At 38.1% G+C, this 18,601-nt stretch carries 16 protein-coding genes; 11 read left to right on the top strand and 5 right to left on the bottom strand.

What is annotated here, in order from left to right; all coding sequences use genetic code 11:
• The first annotated feature begins 151 nt into the window (after positions 1–151).
• Positions 152–1,228 carry an FtsH protease activity modulator HflK gene (hflK, locus tag AC2TDL_RS03320; protein WP_484698773.1) on the top strand — a complete coding sequence of 359 codons (1,077 nt, stop codon included), beginning with the start codon at positions 152–154 and terminating at the stop codon, positions 1,226–1,228.
• A 52-nt stretch (positions 1,229–1,280) separates the two neighbouring features.
• Positions 1,281–2,150, top strand: a complete 870-nt coding sequence (hflC, locus tag AC2TDL_RS03315) for a protease modulator HflC (RefSeq protein WP_484698772.1) — start codon at positions 1,281–1,283, stop codon at positions 2,148–2,150.
• A 286-nt stretch (positions 2,151–2,436) separates the two neighbouring features.
• Here hflC and AC2TDL_RS03310 read toward each other — a convergent pair whose 3' ends face one another.
• Together AC2TDL_RS03310 and AC2TDL_RS03305 are read right to left on the bottom strand one after the other, a co-directional pair.
• The gene (locus tag AC2TDL_RS03310; protein WP_484698771.1) at positions 2,437–2,664 is read right to left on the bottom strand and encodes a 3-dehydroquinate dehydratase; all 228 of its coding nucleotides are present in this window, start codon (positions 2,662–2,664) and stop codon (positions 2,437–2,439) included.
• Positions 2,665–2,827: 163 nt separating this feature from the next.
• Positions 2,828–3,733, bottom strand: coding sequence for an AraC family transcriptional regulator (locus tag AC2TDL_RS03305; RefSeq protein ID WP_484698770.1), 906 nt, complete (start codon positions 3,731–3,733; stop codon positions 2,828–2,830).
• Positions 3,734–3,901: 168 nt separating this feature from the next.
• Here AC2TDL_RS03305 and yicI point away from each other — a divergent pair, with 168 nt between their 5' ends.
• The 4 genes from yicI (at position 3,902) to AC2TDL_RS03285 (ending at position 9,597) form a co-directional block, all read left to right on the top strand.
• A complete protein-coding gene (yicI, locus tag AC2TDL_RS03300) occupies positions 3,902–6,223 on the top strand; it encodes an alpha-xylosidase (RefSeq protein WP_484698768.1) in 2,322 nt (773 codons plus the stop codon).
• 320 nt (positions 6,224–6,543) lie between these two features.
• Positions 6,544–7,617 carry an AbrB family transcriptional regulator gene (locus AC2TDL_RS03295; protein WP_484698767.1) on the top strand — a complete coding sequence of 358 codons (1,074 nt, stop codon included), beginning with the start codon at positions 6,544–6,546 and terminating at the stop codon, positions 7,615–7,617.
• 134 nt (positions 7,618–7,751) lie between these two features.
• A complete protein-coding gene (locus AC2TDL_RS03290) occupies positions 7,752–8,531 on the top strand; it encodes a sugar phosphate isomerase/epimerase family protein (RefSeq protein ID WP_484698766.1) in 780 nt (259 codons plus the stop codon).
• A 40-nt stretch (positions 8,532–8,571) separates the two neighbouring features.
• The gene (locus AC2TDL_RS03285) at positions 8,572–9,597 is read left to right on the top strand and encodes a Gfo/Idh/MocA family protein (RefSeq protein ID WP_484698765.1); all 1,026 of its coding nucleotides are present in this window, start codon (positions 8,572–8,574) and stop codon (positions 9,595–9,597) included.
• Positions 9,598–9,659: 62 nt separating this feature from the next.
• Here AC2TDL_RS03285 and AC2TDL_RS03280 read toward each other — a convergent pair whose 3' ends face one another.
• Both AC2TDL_RS03280 and AC2TDL_RS03275 read right to left on the bottom strand, forming a co-directional pair.
• A complete protein-coding gene (locus tag AC2TDL_RS03280; RefSeq protein ID WP_484698764.1) occupies positions 9,660–11,018 on the bottom strand; it encodes a response regulator transcription factor in 1,359 nt (452 codons plus the stop codon).
• Entirely contained in the window at positions 10,996–12,726 is a 1,731-nt protein-coding gene (locus AC2TDL_RS03275; RefSeq protein WP_484698763.1) for a sensor histidine kinase, read from the bottom strand. The genes AC2TDL_RS03280 and AC2TDL_RS03275 overlap by 23 nt, the downstream gene beginning before the upstream one ends.
• 303 nt (positions 12,727–13,029) lie before the next feature.
• On the opposite strand from AC2TDL_RS03275, the gene AC2TDL_RS03270 reads away from it, so the two are divergent.
• Both AC2TDL_RS03270 and AC2TDL_RS03265 read left to right on the top strand, forming a co-directional pair.
• Positions 13,030–13,962, top strand: coding sequence for an ABC transporter permease (locus AC2TDL_RS03270; RefSeq protein ID WP_484701026.1), 933 nt, complete (start codon positions 13,030–13,032; stop codon positions 13,960–13,962).
• A gap of 15 nt (positions 13,963–13,977) precedes the next feature.
• Positions 13,978–14,847: a carbohydrate ABC transporter permease gene (locus AC2TDL_RS03265; protein WP_484698762.1), complete on the top strand. Its 870-nt coding sequence runs from the start codon at positions 13,978–13,980 to the stop codon at positions 14,845–14,847.
• Between the two features lie 269 nt (positions 14,848–15,116).
• Here the strand turns inward: AC2TDL_RS03265 and AC2TDL_RS03260 are convergent, their stop codons facing one another.
• Entirely contained in the window at positions 15,117–16,556 is a 1,440-nt protein-coding gene (locus AC2TDL_RS03260; protein ID WP_484696056.1) for an IS6 family transposase, read from the bottom strand.
• A 173-nt stretch (positions 16,557–16,729) separates the two neighbouring features.
• Between AC2TDL_RS03260 and AC2TDL_RS03255 the strand changes: the two genes are divergently transcribed.
• The 3 genes from AC2TDL_RS03255 to AC2TDL_RS03245 all read left to right on the top strand — a co-directional run bounded on the left by AC2TDL_RS03255 (position 16,730) and on the right by AC2TDL_RS03245 (position 18,455).
• Positions 16,730–17,062 carry a hypothetical protein gene (locus tag AC2TDL_RS03255; protein ID WP_484698760.1) on the top strand — a complete coding sequence of 111 codons (333 nt, stop codon included), beginning with the start codon at positions 16,730–16,732 and terminating at the stop codon, positions 17,060–17,062.
• Positions 17,063–17,105: 43 nt separating this feature from the next.
• Positions 17,106–17,753, top strand: coding sequence for a glycoside hydrolase family protein (locus AC2TDL_RS03250; RefSeq protein ID WP_484698759.1), 648 nt, complete (start codon positions 17,106–17,108; stop codon positions 17,751–17,753).
• A 201-nt stretch (positions 17,754–17,954) separates the two neighbouring features.
• Positions 17,955–18,455 carry a GNAT family N-acetyltransferase gene (locus AC2TDL_RS03245; protein ID WP_484698758.1) on the top strand — a complete coding sequence of 167 codons (501 nt, stop codon included), beginning with the start codon at positions 17,955–17,957 and terminating at the stop codon, positions 18,453–18,455.
• Positions 18,456–18,601: the final 146 nt, after the last annotated feature.

Genomic DNA, 18,601 nt, shown 5'->3' with positions numbered 1-18,601 from the left:
AATGAGTAAACTGTAATCTTCCCTTGAAAACACTCGCTAGCGGGTGATTATCAAGGGCATTTCTTTTACATTAAATAAAGCTTAAAAAAATGTGACCATTTGTTGAAAATGACGTATTACATATCAGATACAAAGGAGAGGAGTGCTGTAAATGAATTTTCAACAACATCCACCAGAACAAGGAAGCCAAATACCGAATAAACCAGAATTTAATTCAAAAGCAATACGTAATTTTGTTATTTTAGGTATTGTCCTGATTGCTTTGATTTACATTGGTACAACATCGTTCTATACGGTGGAAGAGCGTGAAAAAGCGGTCGTTTATACTTTCGGTAAAATAACACAGGAGCAGGGCGCTGGATTGCATTTTAAGCTTCCGTCACCTATTCAAAAGGTTAAAGTCGTTCCAGCAGAATTAACACAAACGATTACGATTGGTTATCGCCAAACTTCAAATGGAGATGAGGTTGTAGAGGAAGAAGCGATGATGATTACAGGTGATGAAAATATCGTTTCAGCCGATGCGGTCATTACCTGGAAAATTAGTAATATTAAAAACTATTTAACAAACATAGATAACCCTGAAACGTTTCTACGAAATGCTGCGATTGCCTCTATTCGCTCTGTGATTGGCTCGCAAAAATTAGATTATGTAATTACCGACGGTAAAACAGAAATTCAATTGCTTGCAAGAGAGCATCTTGTGGAACTAATGGAGCATTATGAAACAGGAATCCAAATTATTGACTTGAAGTTCCAAGATATTGAACCGCCAGATGGGGAAGTATCGGAAGCATTCCGCGCAGTAACCAATGCGCGTGAGCAGAAAAATACGAAAATAAATAATGCTCAGAAATATGAAAATGAACGAATTCCAAAGGCACGCGGTGAAGCTCAAGCGCTAATTGAGCAAGCCGAGGCTGAGAAAGCATCACGTATCTTAAATGCCCAAGGTGACGTTGCGAAGTTTAATGCGATTTATGAGGAATATGCGAAAAATAAAGATATTACGGAAAGCCGTCTTATTTTAGAAACATTAGAGAAAATTTTACCTAATGCAAAAATCTTTATTACCAATTCCGATAGCGACACGGTTAACTATTTGCCGCTTACTGACCTAATGAATCGTTCAAGTACGAATTCCAGTGCAAATACTGGTGCAAATTCTAGCACTAATTCTAGTTCTAGTTCATCGTCCAACAGCTCATCAAGCTCAGCTAACAATTAAGCAGCTAAAGTGTAAGCAATGGTGAGAGAGAATGAACATTTAGGAGGAGCCCATGAACGGAAAAAAATGGTATCTTATAATAACAGCTTTTATTGTCATCGTTATACTCGGTTCAGCTTCATTATTTGTTGTGAAGGAAGGGGAATATAAAATTATTTTGCGTTTTGGCGAAGCTCAAGAAGCCAAAAGTGAGCCAGGATTGTATTTCAAACTTCCATTTGTTGATACGGTAGAAACTTTACCTAAATATCAAATGACCTATGAAAATGTGCCGACGCAAATTATGACTAAGGATAAAAAGGTTATTTTCGTCGACAACTATACTGTATGGCGTATTAATAATCCGGAGCATTTTATAAAAACGAATCATACCGTTGACGCTGGTACACGAAGAATAGATGAGGCAGTATATAACTCTGTCAGAAGAAAGCTGTCTGAAGTTAATTATGATGAAATTATTAGTGAGAACACTGCTCGCGGTAACTTAAATGAGCAGATTACAAAGGATGTTGCAGAAGCATTATCCCGTGATAACTACGGAATTGAAATTGTTGATGTACGGATTAAACGTACTGATTTGCCAGACAGCAACAAGGAAAGTGTATATAACCGCATGATTTCAGACCGTGAATCGATTGCTGCACAATATTTGTCCGAAGGGGATGAGGAATCCCGAAAAATTACCTCTAAAGCCGATCGTACTGCGCTAGAGCTTATTGCCGAGGCTGAAGCAACTGCGAAAAAAATTGTTGCCGAAGGTGAGCAGGAAGCTGCAAAAATATATAACGAAGCATATGGTAAGGATCCAGAGTTCTATAAACTGTATCGTACATTGGAAAGCTATGTTGTAACGATGGCAAATGAGCCTGTAATTATGATACCGATTGATTCTCCATATGCGAAAATATTACTTGGTGAGTAAGCCGGTTAACGGATAATCAATAACAACTTAAACAAGAGAATCTAAGGAAGGATAGACAACAGGATGACACCTGTTCAATCTATCCTTTTTTATTTCAAATTTGTCGCAGTATTTACGCCCAGTCTCCATTTTCTAACAGCATAAAGTAAAAGGTACACCACCTAAATAGTGATGTACCTTCATAGATTGTATGTAACATTAAAGACAAGTAATTTGCTCTCAAATATTTGATTAGCTATATTCATCCCATCCCTTATCTTTAATTTTACATAGCAGGTAATGCTCATTAATATAGCGAGATTGTTAGTGTATGGTGTTCTCTTAGAGCATGCAAGGTAGCCTCTGAACCAACAATTTCAATACTAATTAATGTTGCTAAGCATTGTTTTAATGCTTGTTTACCTGTTTCCCATTTCTTATTCAAAATGGCTTCAAGCTTACGCATTGCTTTTTTGTTTTGTTCACTCATATATACTGGAATTGTTTTATTTTGGAATACAAGTGTTGTTGTCATAGTATCAACCTCCAATACTTCGGATAGTTTGATTTAAGTATAGTTTTCGTATAGTTTATCGAGTGAACCTTAATTTTACATTAAAAAACGAAACGAATTTTTGAAAAAATAAGAAAAATGAGCTGAATTACATGAAAAATTTCTCATTTTGCTTAGTTTCGTCTTATTCGGTGCTTGCTTGCAGCATTGTTTTACGATATTGCGAAGGAGTGCAATTCATTTGTTTGCGAAATACTTTAACAAAATAACTAATATGATCGAATCCGACATCAAGTGCAATTGAAGAAATTTTGTAGCCGGGATCAAGCAGAAGCTGAGCTGCAACTTTAATACGGTAGCTATTTAAATATTCGATTGGGGTTTGTCGGGTCATGTTTTTGAAAAAACGACAAAACTGTCCTTCGCTCATCGGAATTTGCTCGGCGATTTGCTTTATTTTTAGTGGCTGCTGATAATGCTGTTGCATATAGCTAATCGCTGTTTTTAGTCTTGCTGCTTTCGTTGAACGATAACTATCTTTGGTACTGCGGTTTACATGTCTACCTTGCGGCGTAATAGTATGCAGCATAGCAAGCAGTTGTTGCTTGGCTGCAAGCTCATAGCCCCAGTCTTGCTGATCGCAAATTGAAAGCAACGTTCTTATTTGATATAGCAGTTGTTTTTCCCAGGCTGTTTCTCCCTTAATATGTTTAGGAAAAGTGCGCGTACGCTCAAGAAAAGGAGCGATGAAATTAGCTTGAATGTAATCAAAGCTTGCGCTCGATAAAAGCTGTTTGTCGAATACGATTGCCCCGAACATGCAAGTTGCATTTTGATAGGAATGACCTGCATGAATTTCACCACTTTCCACAAATACCGCTTCTCCTGCTTTAACATGAAAATACTCCGTATTAAGCTGAAACAATACTTCCCCTTGAATTACATAAAAAAACTCTACCTCATCATGCCAATGACATTCCAAAATCGGTGCGCCTGGATGATTGATATTTATCCAATAGGCAGCTAACGGAAATAAGGCATTGCCGTGCTGACGATTTTCTTTCAAACTAGTTTTTTTGTTAAGCTCCATAAAGGTTCTCCCCTTAAGAAACATCAAAATAGTGCTATATTCTAGCATGATTCTGTTAGAATGCACAAAAATAAATCACTATAATGCAAGTATAGCATAAATGAAGGGTACTGGATGTTGTTGTATTTAACAATTTAATAGAACTGATAGAAGGGATGGGTTATTGAGATGAAGTTTCAAAATGGTAACTGGCTAATTTATGAGCAATTTAATGTTCAAGGAGCGGTACAGGCACATGATTTTGAAGTGAAGGATGGTGTACTTACGGCATATGCAGCACCGCGAGCGATTGCATCTCGTGCGAATATGTTAGATACCATGCTGTTAACTATTCAATTTCATTCTCCGCTGCCTGGCGTAATTGGTGTAAAAATCATTCATCATGCAGGTGTACGTAATGCTGGACCGCGATTTGAGTTATTTGCTGAAAAGGATAGCGGTGCGATTATTGAAGAAAATGATGAATACGCTTCCCTAACAAGCGGCAGCTTAACTGTACGCATTGCCAAGGGAGCAGAATGGAAGGTCGATTTCTTACGAAATGGCAAACGTCTTACAGGCAGCGCCCAAAAATCAATGGCTTATATTCGTGAAGGTAAGGAGCGAGCATATGTGCGCGAGGAGCTTGATCTTGGCGTAGGGGAATGGGTTTACGGCTTAGGTGAACGCTTCACAGCGTTTGTGAAAAATGGTCAAACAGTGGATATTTGGAATCAAGATGCAGGTACCAGCTCTGAGCAAGCATACAAAAATATACCGTTCTATGTAACAAATAAGGGCTACGGCGTATTCATTAACCAGCCAGAGCTTGTCTCACTTGAGGTTGCCTCTGAAAAAGTGAAAAAGGTGCAATTTAGCGTGGCAGGTGAATCTTTAGAATATTTTGTGATCGATGGTCCTGATATAAAAGGAGTGTTGAACCGATATACACAGCTTACAGGTCGCCCAGCGTTGCCTCCAGCTTGGACGTTTGGATTATGGCTAAGCACTTCATTCACTACGGATTATGATGAACAAACGGTTAATTCCTTTGTCGATGGAATGGTAGAACGTGATTTACCGCTGCATGTTTTTCATTTCGACTGTTTCTGGATGAAGGAATTTCATTGGACAGATTTTCAATGGGATGAGCGAGTTTTCCCAGATCCAAAAGGCATGCTGACTCGCCTTAAAGCGCGCGGTTTAAAAATTTGCGTATGGATTAATCCGTACATTGCTCAGCGTTCACGTTTGTTTGAAGAAGGGAAAGCGAACGGTTATTTAGTGAAAAAGCCAAACGGTGATGTATGGCAGTGGGATTTATGGCAGCCAGGTATGGCACTTGTTGACTTTACGAATCCAGCTGCCTGTGAATGGTATGCCTCCTATTTACGAGCGTTAGTCGATATGGGGGTAGACAGCTTCAAAACTGATTTTGGTGAACGAATTCCAACAGACGTTGTTTATTTCGATGGATCAGATCCATACAAAATGCATAACTATTATACTCATCTGTACAATAAATGCGTCTTTGGCGTTTTAGAGGAAAAGCTAGGAGCAAATGAAGCAGCGGTTTTTGCACGTTCAGCTACAGCAGGCGGACAACGCTTCCCTGTACATTGGGGCGGAGATTGCTATGCTGATTATGAATCAATGGCAGAAAGTCTGCGAGGCGGCTTATCGTTAGGTCTATCTGGCTTTGGCTTCTGGAGTCATGATATTGGCGGCTTTGAAAATACCGCGCCTAGTCATGTATTTAAGCGCTGGCTGCAGTTTGGTTTGTTATCCAGTCATAGCCGCTTGCATGGCTCCAGATCGTATCGTGTGCCTTGGGACTATGATCAAGAGTCCGTTGATGTAACACGTAAATTCACTAAATTAAAATGCTCACTAATGCCATATTTGTTTAATGCAGCAGTTCAAGCAAATGAACAGGGGCTGCCAATGATGCGAGCGATGGTGCTGGAATTTTATGGCGACCCTGCAGCAGAGCATCTTGATCGTCAATATATGCTTGGCGAATCGTTATTAGTCGCACCGATCTTTACAGAGGAAGGAGAAGTGACTTACTATTTGCCAAGCGGAAAATGGAATCATCTTCTAACAGGAGAAACTGTACAGGGCGGAAGTTGGCGGACAGAGGTATATGATTTTATGAGCTTGCCGCTTTTTGTACGGGAAAATACCATTTTAGCGATTGGTGCAAATGAGAATCGTCCAGATTACGATTATGCCGATGGAGTGCAATTGCAATTGCATAATATTCTCGATGGCGCTAGTACCAGCACTATAGTGCGTAATATAAATGGTCAGGCACAACTGGAGGCAACTGTTGCTCGCCATGGCGACAGCCTTCTAGTTACATTGAAGGGGGCAGCTAAACCATTATCACTCGTTGCAAAAGGCGAGGAGATAATTACTGGAGTAGAAGGAATATCAGGAGATTTACAGGATGGCGTACTTTCGCTGCCGGCAATAGGCGAAGCAAGCTTTAAGCTTCTGCTTGGCTAAAACTAAATGTTATGGGTAGGTAAAGATAGAAGACTCTGTTAATAAGGCGTAATGAGTTACTGCCGCAAAAGCTCTTTGTTCCAAAATCAAAGGAACGGAGAGCTTTTGTAATGATTAAAGAAGCGCTAATGCAACAAACAGCAAAAACTTAAGCAGTGGACTTTAAAAAGCGGGTGGAAGACGATTAAGTTCCGAAGCAACCAAAGTCTCCAGCGGATTTTATTGGTAAAGTATGGAGATCAGCTGTTATACTTAAATAGAAGAATCTTCGCACGGATTACTAGCGTTTAAGCAAATTCATTTAAGGAAGTGCTTCATTAGTGTATACTCCATCGCTTAACAAAATTAAAACAACAACGCTGATGTCGATTAAAGTGCTGGCAGTTGCATGTATCGGCATTATCATTTTTCAATTGCTTCATTTGCCTATGCCATGGCTGTTAGGCTCAATTTTTGCAGTTACACTGTCTCAGTTAACAATTAAAGGGGCGGCGAATTGGGCAATGCCAAAAGGGATTAGAAACGGTGCGCTAGTTATTTTAGGTTCAGCGATTGGCTGCTCATTTACGGTTAATGCTTTTGCAAATATGGGACATTATGTGCTCTATATGCTGCTGCTAAACGTTATTTTAATCATGTTTTGCTTCCTGCTTTCAATTCTTACAATGAGAATTACGGGAATGTCATTTATGACGGCATTAACTTCAAGTATTCCAGGAGGACTATCGCAATCAGTTACCTTTGCCGAAGAGCAAACGGGAATTGATTTAGCATCGGTTACTTATTTTCAAGTGATTCGTGTACTTTCTATAGTTAGCGTAGTTCCGTTTATCGTCAGCGGCAAGCTAAATGTAGCGGAGGCTGAAACTGCTTCAACGCCAATTTGGCAACTTGCTGTTTATCTTCTAATAGCAGCAATTGCAGCTATTTGTGCGCAAAAAATAAAGCTTCCCGTAGCTTATTTTCTTGCTCCTGTTACAGTTGGGATTGTAATAAGTTTGCTCGGCGTTATGGAGTTGGCGATACCTGATGTCTTGCTACATATTGCGCAAATTGCAATAGGTTCTTATATCGGACTTTTGCTTAAGCCAGAAATGATTAAGCTGCCATGGAAGGTGATTGTTACTGGACTGGCAAGCTGTCTCATATTACTTGGCTTTAGCTATTGTTGCGGATTGCTGCTAAGTGAGCTGCTGCATCTGGACGTTGTAACAAGCTTTTTAAGTACGGCTGCAGGCGGGATGGATCAAATGAGTCTTATTGCTGCTGCGCTCAAGGTCGATGCATCGGTGGTTACTGTCTTTCAAATGTTTAGACTTCTATTTATCTACTTCATTGTTTTTCCAATGCTGCATTGGTTAGCAGGCTATCAGGCGAAAAAAGCAGCCGCCTGATAGCCATAATGACAAAATCGCATAAGTTTTAGCTAATTAGCTAAATGTTTTTGAAATAATGTATGCGCTATACTAATACACAGCAGAACAAAATAAAACAGTGATTTAGATTAAGGTAAAGGAGTGAAGAAACTATGAAAAGAATGGGTATCGGGCTACAATTATATACGTTGCGTGATCAACTTGCTGCAGATTTTGAAGGAACATTACGTCATGTTGCAGAATTAGGATATGAGGGAGTGGAATTTGCCGGTTACGGTGATATTCCAGCTGATAGAATGAAAGCGTTACTAGACGAGCTAGGCATAAAGGCGATTGGCAGCCATATTCAACTTAGCAATTTAAAAAATAATTTACAGGCTGAAATTGATTATTTAAAAGCGATTGGTGCTAAGTATGCAATATGCCCTTGGCTAGCTCCTGAAGACCGCAGTGTTGAGGCTTGGCAGCAACACTTAAAGGATCTTGCTGTAATTGGTAAAACTTGCAGCGAGCAAGGAATTGAACTGCTCTATCACAACCATGAATTTGAATTTTCAACTTTAATCGATGGCAAAATGGTGTTCGAGGTACTATTTGATACGATTCCGGCTCAGCATATTAAGCCGGAGCTAGATATTGGCTGGGTGCAATATTCAAATATTGATCCTGTGGCGTATATCGGTAAATATGCTGGAAGATTACCGCTTGTTCATTTAAAAGACTATTTGCAGGAAAGTCGCGATCCAGAAAAAATGATAGATACTGTTGAACTTGGTGAAGGCTGTCTGCCATTAAACGATATTATTAAGGCAGCGTCTGATGCTGGTGCCGAGTGGATCATTGTTGAGCAGGATTCCTGTGTAAATCCACCACTAGAATGTGTAGCAACAAGCTTTAATTGGCTTAAACAAAACTATTTGAATCAATTTTAATCATCATAAAATCTATATTTTGATTAAGGAGAGATGTTGAATGTCTAAGCTAAAAGTAGCAGTAATCGGATGCGGATCTATTTCTAAGCATCGTCATATTCCAGAGTATGCTGCAAATGAAGCAGTTGAACTTGTGGCATTTGTTGATCCAGTAATCGAGCGTGCGCAGCAATTTGCTGAACAATATGGCGCTCAAGCATTTGCCGACTATAAAGAAATGCTTGCCGCAGTGAAGCCAGATGCAGTTAGTGTATGTACACCGAACTATTTGCATGCTGAAATGACAATTGCAGCAGCAAATGCTGGTGCTCATGTATTGGTTGAGAAGCCAATGGCTGTTACAGATGAGGAAGCTGCTGCGATGATCGAAGCTGCGAAAGCAAACAATGTAAAGCTAATGGTAGGTCATAACCAACGCTTTATGCCGCCACATGAAAAGGGGAAAGAAATTCTTCAATCAGGCGTGCTAGGAAAAGTGTTAACCTTCCGTACTTCTTTCGGTCATCCTGGACCTGATGCATGGAGTGTTGATGGTGCTAACAGTTGGTTCTTCCGCAAAGAGGAAGCAATTATGGGGGCAATGGGCGATCTTGGTGTACACAAATCTGACCTAATTCGTTGGTTGCTAGATGATGAAGTAGCTGAAGTAGCTGCATTTGTTGGAACACTAGATAAAAAAGATACAGAGATCGACGATAATGCAAACTGTATTTTACGGATGAAGTCAGGTGCAATCGGTACACTTGTTGCAAGCTGGACATATTACAAAGGTGAGGACAACAGCACAGTGCTATGGTGTGAAAATGGTGTAATGAAGCTATGTACAGATCCAGTCGATCAAGTGATTGTCGAGCTTCGTGACGGCACAGTCAATAAATATCAGCCAGGTGAAATTTCTACAAATGAAAAACAAGTATCTAGCGGAGTAATTGATAAATTTGTAGACTCTATTTTGAATGATACAGTGCCAGCTGTTACTGGAGAAGAAGGCAGAGCATCCTTAAAGGTTATTCTTAAAGCGTTCGAATCTCAAGCGACAGGTCAAATTGTTAAAGTAACTCCATAACATTAAAAGGCGTCATTTTACCGTTGCTAATGGTGAAATGACGCTTTTTATATGTTTGATTATTAGGAATGCCGATGTTGCTTGCGATACTGTTGCGGTGTAACTCCATATTTCTCTTTAAATAACTTAATAAAATACTGAGTTTTTTTATAGCCCACCATTTGCGATATATCGACGATATGCAAATTTGATTGTTCAAGCAGCTTTGTTGCTTTGTCTAACCTTTTGGTAGCGATATACGCAGATAGATTTTCACCTGTTTCCTGCTTATATAATTTAGATAAATAGACAGGATGCAAATGAACGTAGTCTCCTAGCTCTTCTAAGCTTAAGCCACTCTCTAAATGGCTATCGATATATTCCCTAACCAGTCTTATCGTATGCTCATTTGACATCATTCGGTTTTTATCTAGCTGAGCAAAGGCAAAAAGGATGCTTTGCAGCGTGTCATCTGGCTGTTTTAATCCTTGAAGCATCCAATGGACTAAAGAAGTTTTATCTAGTGAGTCACTAGACTTATATAAGTAACCAAGAAGCTCCGTAATAAAAATGAGTTTATATTTGTTTTCAGTAAATTGATTATATTTTTTATAAATTTGCTTGCGAAAGCTTTCTATTTCAATAAAGCTTGGAAGCTGCAGCATATTTTGAAACTGCTCAAAATCGTTTAAGTTTATAGTTTCAGCATAAAAAAACTGATAAAAATGGAGACGCACACTATGCTTATGACATAATTGGAATTCACTCGAAATTTTTAACGAGCTTATTTTCTCTGCAAGCAATTTTGCAGCATTTATGCGAATTAACCCTGTTAGCATTGATTCTGTACGCCAAATAAAGCAGTTTAAGCCATCATTATGATCAAGAATGAGTGCTTCATCAATATTTTGATAGTTCTCTAACGAAAAAAAGCAAAAATGTTCACGATTAAGTTCTTGTATATTCGTTTCATATTGCTTTGCTAGTATAACAGACTCTTCACATAATATTGAAAGTAAAAAGCTTGGTCCATCAAATTGCTCCCAACATATCGTATTATATTTCGGCTGTGCATCAATCGCTTTAATGGCTTGAGAAATAGCTTTTTCCATATCTTCTTTGTCTACTGGTTTAAGCAAATAATCTAATACTCCTAAGCGAATTCCTTTTTGCGCATAATCAAATTGAGAGTACCCTGATAAAAAGATAACCTTAGTCTTTAAATGATGAAGATGAATATGTTCAAGTAAGTCGATTCCAGATACTTCAGGCATCCGAATATCGGTAATTAAAATATCTATCTCGTTAGCATCTAGAATTTGCTTTGCTTCAATAGAATTCGTTGACGTTTGAATTTGATTGATTCCATAGCTCTTCCAATCTAATAAATGCTTCAAGTATTCAACTACATAATGCCCATCATCCACGATAAGTAATTTCATGTTGCCCTCCTATTTGCTGGAATTCAATATTAACGATGACAGATAAGCCACCCCAGTCATTTATTTCAAATTTCAAGCCGCTATTTGCACTATAGAGGTTTTTCAAGCGTTGATTAATATTCCATAAACCAATTCCTCGTTTACCTCCGCTAGGAGTAACATAATTAATGCGATTTGCTAATAACGTTAACTCCGTTTCATTCAATCCTTTACCATCATCGGCAACGGTTATTTGAATACCGCTTTCTGTTCGTTCAACAGTAATATTTATGCGATAAGCACCTTGACGCTCTTCAATGCCATGCTGAATTGCATTTTCTACAATTGGTTGAATAATAAGAGGCTTTATCATCACATTTTCTAAATCAGTTGGAAGTAGAATTTGATAGTTAAGTTGCTTGCTTAAAGCCATAATTGCTAAGTAATGCTCAGCAAGCTTTAGTTCAGACGCTAATGTTACATCTTCTTTATCCAACTTGGTCATATAACGATAATATTGGGCAAGATGCTTGCTCATTTGAATTACCGCATCTGGTGAAGTTTTTGCCACCGTCGTAATAAAAAATAAACTATTATATAAGAAATGCGGATTGATTTGCGCCTGCAGTTGCTTCAGTTCAGCATTTCGCCGCAGCTCGGTTTCAATTTTCAGAGAGGCAAACAAGCTTTGAATTTTTGCAACCATCCCATTGAAACTATTAAATAAAGTAGAGAACTCATTTTTCGTTTGATGTGTAATTCTCGTTCCATAGTTACCATTTTCAACGTGTAAAAACTTTTTTTGCAGCAAATTAACATTACGGTAAAAATTGCGGTAAAACATATAAATGACATATAAACCTACAATAAGAATTGCTGCGATACTAATTACAAAAAGTTGACGATTATATTCAAGCGGCTGTAATACGTCGCTCATACGAGTATAAGAAACTAAATAACTATTAATGCTCGGGATAAACTGAGTAAGAATATAATAATCACCAGAGCGTGAATGATAATCAAATTTTAGAATTGATGTATCCGTATTATTAGTAGTATTAAACTGAACTAAATCTATAATGCTTTCATCAACCTTCGCATTACTCCACAATAGCTCCTTATTAATCCAAAAGTACGCATTGGAATTTTCTCCGCTAATCGCATTCTGCAGCAAATTTTTTAAGTAATCCGTTTTTAGCTGAACGCCCACGATATATTCCACGTCAAAATCCTCGCTATTTTGGTAAATAAAGGGATATACAGAAAAATAGTATAGTGAATTGTTTAGAACACGCCAGCCTCGCTCATTAACAGACTGAAACAATGATTTAGCTGAAGCATCATTCATTGTAGTAATATATGTATCATCATTTTTCCAATATATCCCGATCGATTGGATCGATTGACTAGAAATAAGCACATCTTTCATCTCATCGCGAATTCTGTTTTTCTTCATTTGGTAATCGTAGTCATTTAATTCTAATATTTGATTTTTGAAAAAGCGCACCTCATTGTCAGAAGCAAATTGTGTGCCGTACAAGCTGGCTTCAGCAATAATACCTTCAACAATACTATTCGTATATTGAACTTGCTCCTTCGACGCATGAATCAAGCTTTGTTCCACAGTGTTGGAGCTTAGTTTATTCATAATATAAAACAAGCTTAATGTAAGTAAGAGGAAAAAAATAAAGAAATAGATAAAGCGTTTCATCGTAACATTTCTTATCATGTCGTCATCCTCTTTCAGGGCTTAATTAAAAAACTAGTTGATACATTTTATCATAAAAAAAGAAAAAGTTATTAACAACGAAAAAATGAAAGCGATGCCAAACTAGTTTAGGTTGTGGCTATGAGATTAATTTTGTGGCATTTCTTAGTGAAAGCGCTATTTGTTATGATGAAAACGTAAACAACAGGAAACACCAACACACTATAACAAACATTAATGAACAGAAAAGCACGTAAACAAACAGTCAGACAGGAGGGGGTTACTATCGCTACTATCGCAGATACCACTAGAGAAAAAAAGAGAATGAGTAAGAAGCCAAGCAAAGCAGCAAAGCAACCTTGGAGTAAGGAAATTAAAAAGAACTGGCCGCTGTATTTACTTTGCATCCCATCTCTAGTATTTGTCATAATTTTCGCTTATGGGCCAATGGTTGGTTTAGTAATGGCGTTTCAAGATTATAAACCTTGGCTTGGAATAACAGGCTCAAACTGGATCGGGCTGGATAACTTTAAGCGGATATTTGAATATGAAGGGGCAGTACAAGCGATTATTAATACGCTTATCATTGCTATATCGAAAATTATTGTGGGAATTATCGTTCCCATTATTATGGCGATTTTACTGAATGAAGTTCGTAACACAGGTATTAAGAAAAGTATTCAGACATTAGTTTATTTACCACATTTTTTATCCTGGGTTACAGTTGCAGGTATGATGATTGATATTTTAGCTCTTGATGGTGGAGTAAATAAAATTATTTCTAACATATTTGGCAATGAGCCAATTTTCTTCCTTGGTGATCCATCAATATTTCGCAGTACGATTGTTGTCAGTGATTTGTGGAAAAACTTCGGCTTTGGAATGATTGTATACTTGGCTACGATTGCTGGGATAGATCCTTCTTATTATGAAGCAGCGGAAATTGACGGCGCAACACGTCGTCAACAAATCTGGCATGTTACACTGCCTTCGATGATGCCAATGATTATAGTTGTTGCTACCTTAAATCTTGGCAGCGTGCTAGATGCAGGATTTGACCAAATTTTCAACTTGTACAATCCGCTTGTCTATAGCACAGGTGATATTATTGATACTTATGTATATCGTTCCTCGCTCTTAAATGGACAGTACGGTTTTGGTACAGCAGTTGGTTTGTTCAAGTCGGTTGTAAGCTTCGTCTTAATTGTTATCGCGTATCGGCTTGCCTACAAGTTAGCCAATTACAGAATCTTTTAGAAAGGCGGAGTCGAAATGTACCATAAAACAAAAGGATATAAAATTTTCTCGGTATTTAATTATGTACTATTAATAGCAGCTGCGCTTTCCTGTTTTTTACCGCTGCTGCATTTATTAGCACAATCATTTAGCAGCAAGGCCGCTATTACAGGCAATCTAGTATCATTTTGGCCAGTTGGCTTTAATACGAATGCCTATGTAACGACCTTCAAAAATTCAAACTTTACAGGTTCCATGCTTATTTCGGTAATACGAACAGTGCTAGGTACTTTACTTAGCATGACCATACTAACGACGGCTGGGTATGCGCTATCAAAAGATTTTCGTGGTCGTACAACAATTATGTGGATTTTCGTATTCACAATGTTGTTTAATGGTGGATTAATCCCTTCTTATATTTTGGTATCAAGCCTTGGATTAAAGGGCACGATATGGGCTTTAATTTTACCAGGTGCATTTGGTGCTTATAACTTAATCCTATTGATGAACTTTTTCCGTACTATTCCAAAAGTATTGGAAGAAGCAGCATTTATAGATGGAGCCTCTTTCTTTGTAATCTTTCGCAGTATTTATTTGCCATTATCTCTACCAGGCTTGGCTACTGTTGCTTTATTTATAATGGTTGGTCATTGGAATTCCTGGTTTGATGGACTGCTCTATATGTCTGATCCTGCTGACTATCCTCTAGCATCTTTCTTGCAAACGGTAGTCGTGCAAACTAATGCACAAAGCATGGCGATGAGTCAATCGGAAGTAGAAGCGATGGCTGAACAAAGTGTAAAAGCTGCGCAAATCTTTATTAGTACTCTGCCAATTATTGCTATCTATCCGTTTTTACAGCGTTATTTTGTTAAAGGGATTGTGCTTGGAGCAGTAAAAGAGTAAAAATATATTTTAGGGTAGTGTCAAAAGTTCTATGAAAACTCAATAGGTGTTCGGGTCGTCTCCCATTTGTTGGGTGGAAAGGCCACGCAATCGCTCTTGACAAACACGCCAATGGTTTGACTCTACTTTAACAAGGGCGACGGGGACAAAAAGAAGGCATGCTAAATAGCCCTTGGTTTTTCCATTTTAAACCATTGGCTAGTTCGGTTTGTCAAGAGTTCGCTCCGCCGATTGCTCGTTTTTACTTCGGGCTCTGCTAAACCAAAAAGTTAGGCTGGTTGTTGTTCGTTAATCCATTGTTGTGCTAAAGCGATCAGTTTAGTCCATCTCGCAGGCATATTCGGGAGCTGCAGTAACTCTGGATTAAGCACTGGCACCTTACCTTCTAATGCAGAATGAGGCCTTAAAAAGTTAAAGTAAGCTACAAACAGGGTCACAAAAGAAACAGATCCTTGTTCGGATCCAAACCCGTGTGTTGAACGATAATTGCCTTTAAATGTGCGATTTAGTCTTTCGATAACTTGTTTGAGATGCCTATACTCCGTTGACACAGGATCTTCATTGGTAAGTCCAATAACCTGCTTGATGTCGAACTGAATATCGTGTTGAGCGAAAAAGTGCTGAGCTAAGAGATAAATCGGATTGCCATCCACCACAAATGTAAGATCTTTAGGAATCTCTTTCAGTTTCATTAAGACATCATCAATGGCACGGATTGCTGACACTGTATCCCGATTTGGCGATACTGGGTAAGACAAAATAATCTTTTTTACCGCATCAAAGAAGAAAAACAAGTAATGCCAACGCCCATTCACCTTGATGTAGGTTTCGTCTCCACAGAACTGGTCAGAAAGTTCGTAGGGATAATAATCTACGTAAGGCTTAAGTATTAGGGCAACTGCATTCTCATAATTTAAAATACTTTGATGCGATATGCTTACCCCATGTACATCTTTCATGAGTGCAGCTGTTTTACGGGCCGAAAGTCCATAGTTGACATGATAGGTTAAAATGAGCCCCAAAGTATGTGGCGACGCATACAGCCTGGATAAATCAACCTTGGGCTTTTTGGGGGAAGACTTAGACAATGGCTGAAAATCGATGTGAAACTGCCGGAAAATGTATCTTAACTTAAAGGATTGAGGATCTTTTTTAAACTGTCTCTTCTCTTTCGAAGACATACCATTTAGTTTCTTTTGGTAATAGGGACAATCATTATTTTTACACTTGAACACGTTAAAGTCTTTTCGCTCTTTGATTTTTTCAAGAGTCTTAGAACAATGAGGACACTTTAAAATGGCCTCTTTCAAATAGCGGCTCTTATCATTAAACAGACAGGAACATACCTTACATTGATACTGTCCTTTGCCCCCATTATTGGCATAAAGATAATCCGATGGAGCACCACACTTCGGACAGTTCATAGATTTAGGTACAGTCGTCTTTGCATTCAAACGCCTTTGAACAGGCTTTAGATGTTTACCGTTTTTCTCTAGGTATTCTGTTAGAAGGATTCGATAATCAAGCTTCTGAAGAGTTTCGTTGATCGGAAGATCATCCACCTGAAGCTTACGATATGGTTTATTGATTGGCTCTTCTTTAGGTTTATCAAACATGTTTTTACCGATAAGAAGAGTAAGTAAAGTTTTAATAATTTGATCTTGGTACTTGATAAATTCAAGTAAATAGGTTAATAATTGAGGATACAAACTTGTCACTTCCTAGTTGTTTGGGATTAAGTGTTCGGTGTGGTAACCTTACTTTTAACCTAAAACTATGGGGGTGGCAAGTTTTTTGCTTTCCGAGACTTATATATCAAGGAAAACCCTCAATTATATATATAAAGTTTTTACAATACGTATTTTAGAAAAGGGGAATTTATATGAAAAAAGCAGCAACGATTATTTTGACAGCAGCATTAATGACTAGTTTGATAGCAGGTTGTAGTGACACGAACAGTAGTGGAAGTAGTTCTAGCAATGCAGGCTCGCAAAATTCTGGCAGCAAGCTAGTCAATGGAAAATATGATCCAACAATTACAATTACTATCGGGAAACAGTTAGATGAAAATGCCGGTAAATATTTAGAAGGCGAAAGTCTGAATGATAACGTATTGACACGTTGGGGTGTAGAAAATTTAGGGATAAAAATTGAAACGACACTGCTAGGCGGGGACGCAAGTCAATACAACAATAAGCTGCGTAGCAATAAGTGACAGTCCGACAGGACCATTTACATTTTTATTTTATGACAGGCCTGTGCTATTCCAGCCTGAAGAAGGCTTTGATCAACACACCAACGAACAGGAGCTTGGAAACTCATTTCACGATATGCATTTGTTTGTTGATGATGTTGATAGTAATGGGGATGGTGTTAATGATGCATATGTTATGTATGCCTCAGAAGGAAATTGGACGCTATATATTGTTCGCTTGAACGCTGATTATACTTGGGTTGACTTACCAGAGGACTCCTCGCGAATTCGTCCACAGTGTCAAGCTAAACATCTCGGTCAAGTATGGTCACGGCAATTTATTCGTCAAATGCGCGAAGCTCCAACACCATTTAAGCATCAAGGAAAATATTATATTATCTCATCAGCTTGTACAGGATGGGCACCAAACCAAGCAGAATATGCAGTAGCAAATGAACCATTAGGGGATTACACAGTACAAGGGGATCCATGTGTAGGTGATGAGGATCAGACGACATTTCATTCGCAAAGTACTTTTGTACTGCCGATAGATGAGAAGAATGGAAAGTATATTTATATGGGCGATCGCTGGACTCCTGATGATTTAGGGAAGTCACGCTATATTTGGTTGCCGCTTAAGATTGATAGAGATGGGAAAGTTACAATTAAATGGTACGATCAATGGTCATTGAAAGATGGGTGGAAAAGCTAATAAATATAAAACGCATTGTCCAACCTCGTATTAAAACTTAATTATTTATTCGATATATCCAGTTGCCTCAAGGTGGCTGGATATTTTTATTACATTAAATTTTATTACATTTAGCTGAGCAAGACCCATATTCTTGCAAATTAGATAAAAGATAATATACCATTTATATATCATTTTTACTAAAGATAAAGGATGGTTTTGATGATAGATACAATTACACTGCGAAAGGCTGAAATGGATGATTTGCCGCTTATTGTTGAAATATATAATTCAACCATATTAAGCAGAATGGTAACTGCAGACACTGAATTTGTAACAGTAAATGATCGAATCGATTGGTTTAATGCCCATAGTCCAGAAAAGCGACCACTTTGGATGGTAGAATGTGAGGGTAACATTTGCGGCTGGGTAAGTTTGCAATCTTTTTACGGAAGACCAGCTTATGATGCAACTGCGGAAATCAGCATTTATCTGCATGAAAATTATAGAGGGAAGGGACTTGGGAAAAAAATAATAAATAAGGTTTTGCAGCAATGTCCAAATTTTGATATTGATACGATATTAGGTTTTATATTTGCTCATAACGAACCTAGTCTGCGCTTATTTTCAAGTGTTGGGTTTGAAAAATGGGCTCATTTGCCTGAAGTTGCTAAAATGGATGGAAAAAAATATGATCTCATCATATTAGGTAAAAAAGTATAATAAATTATGGATTTACATATAGAGATCCGACACTACATCAATATTATTTTGTGCGAACACAAATCAAAGGGGAGATTGAGAAAAGCAAACTTTTCTCATCTCCCCCTTTTCTGTAAAGAGGATTAAAACTGAATTAGATAGTCAGC

This window comes from Paenibacillus sp. plas6 (assembly GCF_057221655.1).
This window is presented reverse-complemented; position numbering and strand designations above follow the sequence as displayed.